The following is a 12,188-nucleotide window of genomic DNA, read 5'->3' on the forward strand; positions in this document are numbered from 1 at the left end:
GGCCGCCCCGCCCGGCCTCCCACTCCGCCCCGCCCGTCGGTTGGCTGCCCACCCCGCCCGCGTGCCGTCGCCGGCCCCACCGCCCCGCCCCCGCCGTTGCATGCGACGGCGCTACGACCTACCAGCCGCCCCGCCCGCGCCCCCCCCCCTCTGTACCCCGTACCTCGTACCCCGTACCTCGTACCCCGTCCCCCCCCATGCGCCGCGCCCAGATCCTCGGGACCGGACTCTACGCGCCCGAGCGCGTCGTCCCCAACAGCCACTTCGACGAGATGTACGGCGAGGACGTCTCGAGCTTTCTCGTCGAGCGCCGCAACATCCGCGAGCGGCGCTACGCCGCCGAGGGCGAGACGACGAGCGACTTGGTGGTCGGGGCCGCACGCGAGGCGCTCGCGGCGTCGGGCACGCACGCCGAGGACCTCGACCTTATCGTGGTCTCGACCGACACGCCGGACTACCTCTCGCCCTCGACGGCGGCCGTCGTGCAGCACAAGCTGGGCGCGACGGGCGCCGGCTCGTTCGACCTCAACACGGCGTGCGCCGGGTTCGTGACGGCGCTCGACGTGGCGAACAAGTACGTGGTCGCCGACGACCCGGAGCGGCCGCAGTACCGGCGCGTGCTCGTGGCCGGGGCTTACCTCATGAGCCGGTTTATCGACTACCGGCACAAGAACACAGCGACTCTCTTCGCCGACGGCGCCGGCGCCGTGGTCCTGGGGCCGACCGAAGGGCGGGGCGGCGTGCTCGCGAGCGAGCTCGAGACGCGCGGCGAGTTCGCCGAGCACATGGGGATCTACGTGGGCGGGGCGGCCGCGCCCGCGACGGCTGAGCGCGTGGCGGCGCAGGAGCACCTGCTCCAGTTCCGAGAGAAGTTCCCCCGCGAGTTCAATCGCGAGTCGTGGAGCGCCGTCGCCCGCCGCCTGACCGAGCGCGTCGGCGTGGACGTCGCGGACGTGGACCACTGGGTCTTTACCCAGATCAACGTCGAGAGCATCCGCGAGACGATGGCGCTCCTGGAGCAGCCGATGGATAAGGCTGTCCTCGTGATGGACCGCTACGGCTACACCGGCAGCGCGTGCGTCCCGATGGCGCTCGCGGACGCCGACCGCGAGGGCCGCTTCCGCGACGGCGACCTCGTCGTCCTGATCGCGTCCGGGGGCGGGGCAGCGATCGCCGGGCTCGCGCTCCGCTGGGGCGCGGGGGAACCGCCGGCACGTACGCAGGAACGCGTGTAGGCCCGAGACCAACCCCGCCCCGCCCTCTTCCCGCGCCGGCCCCGGCGCCGACCTGCCACCCCGCCCGCCATGACCGACACCGCCGTCTCCTGGGCCTTCTTCCTCGGCTACCTCGCGCTCGTGGGCGGGGCGGCGGCCGTGGGCATCCGCCGCGTGCAGGGGTTCGCGTCGTTCTCCGTCGGCGACCGGCGGACGAGCCCGGTGTGGGTCGGGCTCGCGCTGGCCGCCAACCTCACGAGCGCGGCGACCTTCGTCATCAACCCGGGGCTCATGTACCTCTACGGGCTCTCGGGGCTGTTGGGCTACGCCGTCGCCACCCCGCTCGGGATCTTTCTGGGGCTGGCGGTGCTGACCAAGGCGTTCCGCCGCGTGGGCGACAAGACGGCGGCGCTGACCGTCCCGCACTGGATCGCGGACCGCTACGGGAGCCGCGCGCTCCGGTTCTTTTTCGCCGGCCTCTCGCTCCTCCAGATCACGTTCTTGGTGCTCATCGTGGTCGGGCTCACGCTCGTGCTCTCGAACGTGCTCGGCGTGAGCCGCCCCGTTGCGATGGCCATGACGCTGGGGATCCCGCTCGTCTACGTGATGTGGGGCGGGGCGAGCGCGCACACGCTGACGAACTCGGTCCAGGCCGTGATCATGATCGTCGTGGCGGTGATCCTGATCGGGTCCGGGATCGGGCTCGTCGTCGGGGAGCCGGGGCTGCTGGCGCGGCTGGCGGCCATCGACCCCGTGCTCGCGGCGCCCGTCAACCCGGAGAGCCTGTTGTTCCGGAGCGTGTTCGAGGTGTTCGTCGCCAACTTCGCCGTCGGCGTGGCCGTGATCGTGCAGCCGCACGTGATGTCGAAGGCGCTCTACCTCCGCGACGAGCGCGACGTGAATGTGTACCTGGGCGTCGGCTTCGCGGCGCTCGTCCTCTTTTTCTCGGTCCTCGCCGTCGGCCTCTACGCCCGCGCGACGCTGGGCGGCGACCTCCTCCCGCCGGACCAGGTCGTGCCGACGTACCTCGTCGAGCGGTTCGGCGCCGTGACGCGGTCGGTCGTGACGGTCGGGCTCGTGGCCGCCGGGTTCTCGACGCTCGAAGGGCTGCTCGTGGCGCTCTCGACGATCTTCGCCAACGACGTCTACAAGCCGTTCGCGCGGCGGCGCGGCGTGTCCGAGGAGGAGGCCGACGGCCGGGCCATCCGGTTCTCGAAGGCGTTCCTCGTCGCGCTCGTGCCCGTCGTCGCGGTCCTCTCGTGGGGCCAGATCGTCGACCCCAACCTGTCGGTCGCGATCCTGGCGCAGAACGGGGTCTACGGCCTGTTCGCCGCGACCTTCGTGCCCATCCTGTTCGGCGTGTTCGTCCCCCGCGTGACGACGGGCGGGGTGGCGGCGGCGGCCGTCGCGGCGCTCCTCGTCCACTTCGGGATGTACTACGGCGAGGTCGGGCCGTACTGGAACAACCCGGCCGTGCCCGCGACGTTCGCGCTCGCCACGAGCGCGGCCGTGGCCGGGCTCTCGCTCCTCGTCGCCCGGCGCCCGCCGGACACCGAGCCCGCCGCGCTCGGCCGCGCCGCCGAGGCCGCCGCCCCGCTCTCGTGACCGGCCGCCCCGCCCCCACGCCCATGGACCCGACGCGGACCGACTGGCTGGAGCGCCAGGCCCTCTACCGCCCCGCCCGCCCGGCCGTCGTGTGGGACCCGACCGGCGAGACGCTGACGTACGGCGACCTCGACCGCCTCGGGGCCAGCCTTGCGCGCTCGCTCGCCGAGCGGTTCGGCGTCGGGCGGGGCGGGCGCGTGGCCGTGCTCGCCGAGAACAGCCTGGAGCACGTTCTTTTATTTGCGGCGTGCCAGAAGGCCGGCTTCGTGCTGGTGCCGCTGAACTACCGGCTGACTGCCCCCGAAGTCGCGCACCTCGTCGGCGACAGCGACCCGGCCGTCGTGTTCGTGTCTGAAGAGTGCCGGCCGCTCGTTCTAGACGGCGTGCCGGTCGCCCCGCTCGCCGACGTCCGCGCGCTCGCCGAGGGCGGGGCGGGAGACACGGGCGGGGCGGGAGACACGGGCGGGGCGGCCGTCGCGGGCGGGGCGGCGCTCGACGACGCCGTCCTCCTCCTCTACACGAGCGGGACGACCGGGCGGCCCAAGGGCGCGCTCTACACGCACCGGATGCTCGTCTGGAACGCCGTCAACACCGGCATCCGCCTGAGCCTGACCGACGCCGACGTCTCGTTCAACGCCGCCCCGCTCTACCACACGGGCGGCTGGAACGTGCTCCTCACCCCGTTCCTCCTCTACGGCGGGACGACCGTCCTGCTGGACCGCTTCGACCCCGACCGGCTCCTCCGGCTCTGCGACGAGCGGCGGCTGACGATCCTGTGGGGCGTCCCGACGATGCTGGCGATGCTGGCTGAGAGCCCGGCGTTCGAGGGCGCGAATCTGGCGAGCGTGCGCTACGCGATTGTCGGCGGCGAGCCCATGCCCGCCCCGCTCACGCGCGTGTGGCAGGCGAAGGGCATCCCCGTCCGGCAGGGGTTCGGGATGACCGAGGTCGGGCCGAACTGCTTCTCGCTCCCCGAGGCCGACGCCGTCCGCAAGATGGGCTCGATCGGCTTCCCCAACCTGTTCCTCGACGTTCGCGTGGTCGACGGGGCGGGGCGGGACGTGGCGGCCGGCGAGACGGGCGAGCTCGTGTTCCGCGGGCCGGTCGTGACGCCGGGCTACTGGCGGAACCCCGAAGCCACGGCCGCCGCGTTCTTCGACGACGGCTGGTTCCGCTCGGGCGACCTCGTGCGCCAGGACGCCGAGGGCTACACGTACGTCGTCGGGCGGCTCAAGGAGATGTACATCTCGGGCGGCGAGAACGTGTACCCGGCCGAGGTCGAGGCCGCGCTCCGCGAGCACCCGGCCGTCGCCGAGGCCGCCGTCGTCGGCGTGCCCGACGCGCGGTGGGGCGAGGCCGGGTGCGCGTTCGTGGTCCCCGCCGCCGCCCCGCCCGACGCGGCCGCCCTCCTCGACCACTGCCGCGCGCACCTCGCCCGGTACAAGGTGCCCCGCGAGGTCCGTTTCCTGGACGCCCTGCCCGTCGGCCACAGCGGGAAGGTGCAGAAGACGGAGCTGGCTGCTCTTGTTTGAGCTGTTTGTCATTGGTCACTTGTCATTGAACCCTCCTTGTCCTGCTCGCCGCCCCGCCCGAGCGCGAACTGTTCGTTGGCACCAAATGACCAGTGACAAAGGACGAGCGACACCTCCCCGCCCATGATCGCCCTCCTCCTCGCCCTCGCCGTGCCCCTCGCTGCGCCCGCCGACACGACCCTCCCACACTACCCCGGCCCGGTCGAGGCCGTCGAGGTCGGCGGCCGCGCGCTGGCCGTGTACGACACGGGCGGGGCGGGCGAGCCCGTCGTGCTGGTCCATGGGTTAGGCTCGAACCTCTCGTTCTGGCGCGCGACGATCCCGGCGCTCGAAGCCGCCGGCCGCCGCGTGGTCGCGCTCGACCTGCCCGGCTACGGCCTCTCCGACAAGGCCGACGTGTCGGGGACGATGGCCGACTTTGCCGACGCCGTCGCGGGTGTGATGGACGCGCGTGGTGTCGACCAGGCCGACCTCGTCGGCGTGTCGATGGGCGGGCAGATCGCGCTCACGCTCGCGCTCGACCGCCCCGCCCGCGTGCGGCGGCTGGCGCTGTTGTCGCCGGCCGGCATCGAGACGTTCACGGACGCCGAGGCGGCGATGCTGAAGGGGCTCATGACGCCGGCGGCCATCGCGGCCACCCCGCCCGCGCAGGCCGAGGCGAATGTCCGCGCCAACTACTCGGCCTACGACGCCGACCGCGACGGGTGGATTCTGGAGCAGCGCGCCGCCGTCACGGCCCGCGACGACGTCCCCGACTACGCCGCCGCGAACGCCGCGAGCGTGGCCGGCATGCTCGACGGCCCGGTGCACGCGCGCCTGGGCGGGGTGGCCGCGCCGACGCTCGTGGTCTTCGGCGCCGACGACGCGCTCATCCCGAACCGCTACCTCCACCCCGCCCTCTCGACGGCGGCCGTGGCCGAGGCCGCCCGCGCGATCCCGAACGCTGAGGTCCACCTCGTGAGCGGGGCGGGGCACCTCGTGATGCTGGAGCGGCCGGACACGGTGAACGCGCTCCTCGTCGGGTTCCTGGCCGAGCCGGCGGATTAGCGGGTACGGGGTACGGTGCGGAACGCCCCGTCGAGGGCGGGGGGATCGGCCTGAGCCTGCGGGGAATCCGCGGAGTGCGGGCGGGGCGGGCGCGTCTGAGGAACGTCCCGCGTTCCGCCCCGCCCACGCTCCCCGCTGCCGTGCGCCTCGCCATTCTGCTCGCCCTCGCCGCCGCCCTCGCCCACCCCGCCCGCGCGCAGGAGGCGCCGGCCGACACGCTCGGCAGCGTGCTCGTCGAGGCGGCCCCGTTCGCGCTCGCCCCGGCGCGGGCGCCGCTCGCCCTCACGGTCCGCACGCGGACGCCGGCGGAGGTGGCGACGGACCCGGCCGTCGGGCTCGGCGCCGTGCTCGCCGGGCTCCCCGGCGTCTGGGTGTCGGACCGCGAGAGCTACGCGCAGGGCGAGCGGCTGCTCGTCCGCGGGCTGGGGTGGCGGGCGGCGTTCGGCGTGCGCGGCACGCACGTGCTCCTCGACGGCGTCCCGCTCACGCTGGCCGATGGGCAGACGCAGTTGAACGTGGTCGACCCCGCCCTCATCCACCGCGCCGAGGTCGTCCGCGGGCCGGCGTCGACGTTCTGGGGGAGCGGGGCGGGCGGCGTTGTCGCGCTCTCGACCGAGGCCGGGCCGGGCGCGCCGCGGCTCCGGGCGCGGGCGTTGGGCGGGTCGTACGGACTGGCGTCCGCGAGCGTCGCCGTCCGCCCCGCCCTCGGCGCCGGGCGGCGGCTGGCGGCGTGGGGGTCGTACCTCGGCGAGAGCGGCTACCGCGACCACGGCGCCGTCCGCCAGGCGCGCGCCGGCGTCTCGGGCGGGGCGGACCTGGGCGCGGGCCGCGAGGTGTCGGTGGTAGGGCTCCTGGCCGTCGTGCCGCGGGCCGAGTCGCCGGGCGGGATCACGGCCGAGGCGTTCCGCGAGGACCCGCGCCAGACGCGGCCGATCACGGTCGAGCGGGACGCGAGCAAGGAGCTCGTGCAGGGCCACGCCGCCGTCTCCTACGCCCAGCCGCTGGGGTCCGTCCGCCTGCGGGCCACGGCGACGGGCGGCGTGCGGACGCTCGACAACCCGATCGTCCCCCGCTACATCCAGCTCGACCGGACGACCGCCGGCCTCCGCGTGACGGCCGAGGGCGGGGCGGCGCTCGCGTGGGGGCTGGGGCTGGAGGGCGAGCTCCAGCGCGACGACCGCCTCGAAACGTCGAACGCGGACGGCGATCCCGGCCCGGACGTGCTCACCGACCAGGTCGAGACCGTCCGCTCGGGCGCCGTGTTCGGCCGGCTCTCCGCCCCGCTCGGGCCGCTCACGGCGACCGCCGCGCTCCGCGCCGACCTCCTCGGCTACCGCGCCGACGTGGAGGGCGGGGCGGACGGCGGGGCCGAGACGCGCACGCTCGGGGCCGTCAGCCCGTCCGTCGGCCTCGCGGCGCCGTGGCGGGCGGGCGGCGTCGCGGGGACCGCCTACGCGAACGTGGCCGGCGCCCTCGACGCACCGACGACGACGGAGTTGGGCAACCGGCCGGGCGGCCTCGCCGGCTTCAACCCCGACCTCCGCCCGGAGCGGACGTGGGGCGCCGAGGCCGGCGCCCGCGCCACGGTGCCGGTCGGGGGCGGGGCGGTCGGGCTCGACGCGGCCGTCTTCGCGGCGGCCGTCCGCGACCTGCTCGTCCCGTTCGAGGAAGACGACGTCACGTTTTACCGCAACGAGGGCCGCACGCGGCACGTCGGCGTCGAGGTCGGCGTGCAGCCGCTCGGGCTCCCGCTCGGCCCCGGCCGCCTCGACGGCGCCGCGTCGTACGCCTGGACGCGCGCCCGCTTTACCGAGAGCGCGGGCGGCCTCGCCGTCGACGGCAACGCCGTGCCGGGCGTGCCCGATCACCTCGCAACAGGCACGCTCACCTGGACCGCCCCGCCCGTTGTGCTCGGCGCGAGCGGGGAGGCCGCGAGCGGCTACGTCGCCGACAGCCAGAACGAGCAGGCCGTCGACGGCTACCTCGTCGTCCACCTCCGGGCGGCGCTCGCCGGCCTCCGCGTGGGGCGCGGCGCAACGGTCAGCCCGTTCGTCGCCGTCCGCAACGTGGGCGGCGTGCGGTACGCGGGGTCGGTCGTGGTCAACGCCTTCGGCGGCCGCTACGTGGAGCCGGGGGCGGGGCGGCACGTCCAGGCCGGCGTGTCGGTGGCGCTGGACTGAGGGCGGGGCGGTGGAGGAGGAGAGGGAAGAGAAGACGAGGGCGCGGAGGGCCGGGGCCGTCGAGGCGCTGGCGACGGAGAGTCCTCCCCTCCTCTACGCCTGCTCTCTTCCACCCCGCCCGCGCTCTTTGCACCTCGCCTGCCGCTGCGAGCGGGCGGGGCGGGGCGGGGCGGCCGTAGCTTTCGGCCGCGCCCAGGCACGGACGCAATCAAGAACCTTATGCTCCTGTGCCCAAACTGCCACACGGAACAGCACGACGGGTACGGACGCTATGGAGGGTCAAGCCGATAGGTGACGGCAGCGGTCTTGAAAACCGTCGAGGCGCGGAAGCGCCCTTGAGGGTTCGATTCCCTCACCCTCCGCCGAGGCGGCCGCCCCGCCCATCGGGCGCGGCCGCAACCTGGGGTCGCTCCGCCCGTTGAGGGCGCCGTCTCCCCCACCGGGTCTGCCCGCCGCCGATGCGCCGTCTGCTCCTGCTCGCCGTCCTCACGGCGCTCGCCGCCCCGCCCGCGGCCGCCCAGTTCCTGGCCCCCGACACCGTCGGCACGCCGCTCACGCTGGCCGAGGCCATCCGCCTGGCCGTCGAGCAGAGCCCCGAGGTCCGGCGGTCCGAGCTCGCCGACCGCTCGCTGGGGTCGGCCGTGCGCGCGGCGCGGGCGGGGCGGCTGCCCACGCTCCAGGCCAGAGTGACGCCGCAGCAGAGCTACGGGCTCGCGTTCGACCAGACGACGGGGCAGGTCGCGTCGCAGACCGTCGAGCAGGCCGGGTTCAGCGTGTTCGGGCAACTCCCGATCTACGACGGCGGCCGGATCGGCGCGACCATTCGCCAGGTCGAGCTCGAGCGCGACGCCACGGCAGCCGGCCTCGAACGGACGCGGCAGGAGGTGGCGCTCGACGTGGCCCAGGGGTTCTTGCAGCTCCTGCTCGACCGCGAGATCGTCGAGATCCAGGCCGAGCAGCTCGCGGCCGCCGAGGGTCAGCTCGCGCGCGTGGCCGAGCTCGTCGAGGCCGGCGCCCGCCCGCGTGGCGATCTCATCGCCCAGCAGTCTGTCGTCGCCGAGCGCCAGACGGCGCTCGTCGAGGCGCGCGGAGCGGTCGCGCTCGACCGCGTGACGCTGGTCCAGGCGATCGGGCTGGACCCGGCCGGCGCCTACCGCTTTGTCGGCCCCGACGCCGAGGCGCTCGCCGTGACCGGCGCACTGGCCTACGCGCCCCGCCCCGCCCCGGCGCTCGTCGCCGCCGCCCGCGAGGGGCGGTCCGACCGCCGCGCGCAGCTCCTCCGCATCCAGGCCGCCGAGGCCGCCGTCGGCGTCGCGCGGGCGTCCGGGCGGCCGAGCCTCGCGCTCACGGGCCAGGTCGGGACCGGGTACTCCAGCCTCCAGCGCCAGCTCACCGACCCCGACGCCATCCAGCCGACCGTCCCCGTCACGCTCGCGGACGGGACCGAGGTGTTCGTCGGGGGCGCCCCGTTTACGGTCCCGACCGGCTCGCCGGCCCTGGAGCAGACGCCGTTTTTCGACCAGTTCGCCGACAACCGGAGCGGGTCGCTCGAGCTCTCGCTCACGGTCCCCATCTTCGACCGCTTCCAGACGCGGCGCGGCGTGACGGAGGCCCAGGTCGCCGTCGAGGACGCCCGGATCGCGCTCGAAACGCTGGACCGGGCCGTCGCCGCCGACGTGCTCCAGTCGGTCGTCCAGGCCGAGACGGCGCAGGCGCGGCTCGCCGCGGCGCGGGTCCAGGCCGAAGCCGCCGCCGCCGCCCTCCGCGTCGAGCGCGACCGCTACCTGTTCGGGGCCGGCACGCTCTACGACGTGGCCGAGGCGCAGGCCCGGCTCGCCGAGGCCGAAGGCGCCCGCGCCCAGGCCGCCTACACGCTCGTCTTCCGCGTCGCCCTCGTCCGCCTCGCCGTCGGCGACGTCGACGTGGCCGGCCTCGCCGACCAGATCACCGGCGAGTAGCGGGCGGGGCGGGGTGGGAATACGAGAAGAGGCACGGAGGGGGAAGAGGCGTCTCCGCCGCCAGCGCCGCGCCGATTCCGCCCTCTCCCTCCTCTTCGCGCCCCCTCCTCTTCTCCCCCCCGCCCCGCGCAACCTCCGCCCGCCCCGCCCGTCGAGGCTCCACCCCGCCCACCCCGCCCCATGAGCCCCACTAAGAAAATCCTGATCGGCCTCGGCGTCGCCGTCGTGCTCCTCGTCGTCGTGGCCGCCCTGCTCGGCGGGGGCGACGAGGGCCTGGCCGTCGAGACGTCCGAGGCCCGCGTCCGCTCGATCACTGAGACCGTGACGGCGGCGGGGACCGTCGCCTCCGAGGTCGAGGTCGTCGTGTCGTCCGACGTGTCGGGCGAGATCGTGCTCCTGGCGGTCCAGGAGGGCGACCGCGTCGAGGCGGGCCAGCTCCTGCTCCGCATCCGCCCCGACATCTACGCCTCGCAGGTCGAGCAGGCGCAGACCCAGGTGACGGCGGCCCAGAGCGGCGTCGGCGAGGCGCGCGGGTCGGTGGCCGAGGCCGAGCAGGCCGTGACGCAGGCGCGCGCCGACGTGGCCCAGGCGACGGCCGACCGCGAGCGGGCCGAGCGCGCCTACAAGCGCCAGCAGGACCTGTTCGAGCGCGACGTGGTCTCGGCCGCCGACCTCGAAGCGGCGCGCGGGACGTTTGAGGTGGCCCAGGCCGCCGAGCGGTCGGCGCGCGAGCGCGTGGGCGGGGCGGAGGCCCGCGTCGCCACGTCGCGGGGCCGCGTGCGGAGCGCGCAGGCCCAGGCGCAGGGCGCTCAGGCTCAGGCCCGCGAGGCCGGCCAGCAGCTGGCCAAGACCGCCATCTACGCCCCCATCACGGGCACCGTCACCCAGCTCAACGTCGAGCTCGGCGAGCGGATCGTGGGGACGGCCCAGATGACGGGGACCGAGCTCATGCGCATCGCCCGGCTGGACGCGATGACGATGGAGATCGACGTGAACGAGAACGACGTCGTCCGCGTCGCGACCGGCGACTCGGCCCGCGTCGAGGTCGACGCCTACCCCGACGACCCGCTGGGCGGGAGCGTCGTCGAGATCGCCAACTCGGCCCGGATCGAGAACGTGGGCACGACGCAGGCGACCACCAACTTCCCCGTCGTCGTCCGCCTCGCGGCCGTGGGCGCCGACGCGGGCGGGGCGGGCATCAACGAGCGCCCGCGCGCGCCCGGCCCCGCCCTCCGGCCGGGCATGAGCGGGACGGTCGACATCTACACGCGGACGGTCCCGAACGCCGTCGTGGTCCCCATCCAGGCCGTGACCGTCCGCGACTTTAACGAGGTCGAGCGCGAGCGGCGGCGCCAGGCCGAGGCCGCCGGCGAGGCCATCCCCGACGCGCCGGTCCCGGACGGCGAGGACCTCCGCCGCGTCGTGTTCGTGGTCGAGGACGGCACGGCTGTCTTGCGCGAGGTCGAGACCGGCATCTCCGACGACACCCACATCGAGGTCCGCAGCGGGCTGACCGGCGGCGAGACCGTGATCTCCGGCCCGTTCCGGCTCCTCCGCACCGAGATCTCCGACGCCGACGCCGTCCGCGAGAGCGACGGGGCCGTCGTGGAGGAGGACGAGTAGCAGGCGCCGCCCCCGCCCCGCCCCCGAGAGCGGCGGGCGGGGCGGCCCTCCTGAGCGCTCCGCCCGTTTCTCCTCCTCCCCGCCCTCCTCCCCCGCCCGCTATGCCCTCCGTCATCGAGATCGACGACGTCTGGAAAACCTACTCGATGGGGACCCAGGAGGTCCACGCGCTCCGCGGGTGCTCGCTGGACGTCGACGAGGGCGAGTACGTCGCCATCATGGGGCCGTCGGGGTCGGGGAAGTCGACGCTCATGAACGTGGTCGGCTGCCTCGACGTGCCGACGCGGGGGACGTACCGGCTGGGCGGCCGCGACGTCGGCCGGCTCTCCGACGACGAGCTCGCCGAGGTCCGCAACCGGCAGATCGGGTTCGTCTTCCAGACGTTCAACCTGCTCCCGCGGCAGGACTGCTTGCAGAACGTCGAGCTCCCGCTCGTCTACGCCGGCGTCGGTCGCCAGGAGCGGCGCGAGCGGGCGGCCGAGGCGCTCACGCAGGTCGGCCTGGGCGACCGGCTCGACCACAAGCCGAACGAGCTCTCCGGCGGCCAGCGCCAGCGCGTGGCGGTCGCGCGCGCGCTCGTGAACCGCCCCGCCATCCTCCTCGCCGACGAGCCGACGGGGAACCTGGACTCGGCGACGTCGGACGAGATCATGCGGCTGTTCGAGCTGCTGTACCGGCGCGGCAACACGCTCCTCGTGGTCACGCACGAGGACGACATCGCCGAGCACGCGCGGCGCGTGGTCCGCCTGCGCGACGGCGTCGTGGAGACGGACGTGGCCGTCGACCGCCCCGCCCTCGCCGAGCTGGGCGAGGCGGAGCTCTCGGCGGCCGAGCCGGTGTAGGGCGTTCGGGCGGGGCGGCGTCCGGGCGGCCGTTGAGGGCGGGGCGGCGGCTGAACCGTTTCTAACACAACGTGCAGGGAGGTACGGGGTACTCGGTACGAGGTACGCGAGCGCCGATGTCAGATCAGACCGTACCTCGTACCCGGTACCTCGTACCCACCCGAAGGGCGGGGCGGGCGGGGTGGAG

At 74.9% G+C, this 12,188-nt stretch carries 9 protein-coding genes and 1 tRNA gene; all 10 read left to right on the forward strand.

The window, feature by feature from the left end:
• The first annotated feature begins 197 nt into the window (after nt 1-197).
• The 10 genes from RQM47_RS03215 (at nt 198) to RQM47_RS03255 (ending at nt 12,001) form a co-directional block, all read left to right on the forward strand.
• Nucleotides 198-1,235 carry a ketoacyl-ACP synthase III gene (locus RQM47_RS03215; RefSeq protein ID WP_311661056.1) on the forward strand — a complete coding sequence of 346 codons (1,038 nt, stop codon included), beginning with the start codon at nt 198-200 and terminating at the stop codon, nt 1,233-1,235.
• Nucleotides 1,236-1,304: 69 nt separating this feature from the next.
• Complete coding sequence (locus RQM47_RS03220) at nt 1,305-2,819, forward strand: sodium:solute symporter family transporter (protein WP_311661057.1); 1,515 nt, start codon at nt 1,305-1,307, stop codon at nt 2,817-2,819.
• A 23-nt stretch (nt 2,820-2,842) separates the two neighbouring features.
• On the forward strand, nt 2,843-4,351 hold the full coding sequence (locus RQM47_RS03225; RefSeq protein WP_311661059.1) for an AMP-binding protein: 1,509 nt from the start codon (nt 2,843-2,845) through the stop codon (nt 4,349-4,351).
• Between the two features lie 123 nt (nt 4,352-4,474).
• A complete protein-coding gene (locus tag RQM47_RS03230) occupies nt 4,475-5,398 on the forward strand; it encodes an alpha/beta fold hydrolase (RefSeq protein ID WP_311661060.1) in 924 nt (307 codons plus the stop codon).
• Nucleotides 5,399-5,538: 140 nt separating this feature from the next.
• On the forward strand, nt 5,539-7,578 hold the full coding sequence (locus RQM47_RS03235; RefSeq protein ID WP_311661061.1) for a TonB-dependent receptor domain-containing protein: 2,040 nt from the start codon (nt 5,539-5,541) through the stop codon (nt 7,576-7,578).
• Nucleotides 7,579-7,722: 144 nt separating this feature from the next.
• Entirely contained in the window at nt 7,723-7,869 is a 147-nt protein-coding gene (locus RQM47_RS17405; protein ID WP_409945955.1) for an HNH endonuclease, read from the forward strand.
• Nucleotides 7,852-7,940, forward strand: a tRNA-Ser gene (locus RQM47_RS03240). The genes RQM47_RS17405 and RQM47_RS03240 overlap by 18 nt, the downstream gene beginning before the upstream one ends.
• A 96-nt stretch (nt 7,941-8,036) precedes the next feature.
• Nucleotides 8,037-9,536 (forward strand): TolC family protein, encoded by a 1,500-nt coding sequence (locus RQM47_RS03245; RefSeq protein ID WP_314007341.1) that lies wholly within the window; start codon nt 8,037-8,039, stop codon nt 9,534-9,536.
• A 180-nt stretch (nt 9,537-9,716) separates the two neighbouring features.
• Complete coding sequence (locus RQM47_RS03250; protein WP_311661064.1) at nt 9,717-11,159, forward strand: HlyD family secretion protein; 1,443 nt, start codon at nt 9,717-9,719, stop codon at nt 11,157-11,159.
• A gap of 101 nt (nt 11,160-11,260) precedes the next feature.
• Nucleotides 11,261-12,001, forward strand: coding sequence for an ABC transporter ATP-binding protein (locus tag RQM47_RS03255; protein WP_311661065.1), 741 nt, complete (start codon nt 11,261-11,263; stop codon nt 11,999-12,001).
• Nucleotides 12,002-12,188: the final 187 nt, after the last annotated feature.

The sequence above is a fragment of the Rubrivirga sp. S365 genome, from assembly GCF_032248475.1.
Lineage (GTDB): Bacteria > Bacteroidota > Rhodothermia > Rhodothermales > Rubricoccaceae > Rubrivirga > Rubrivirga litoralis.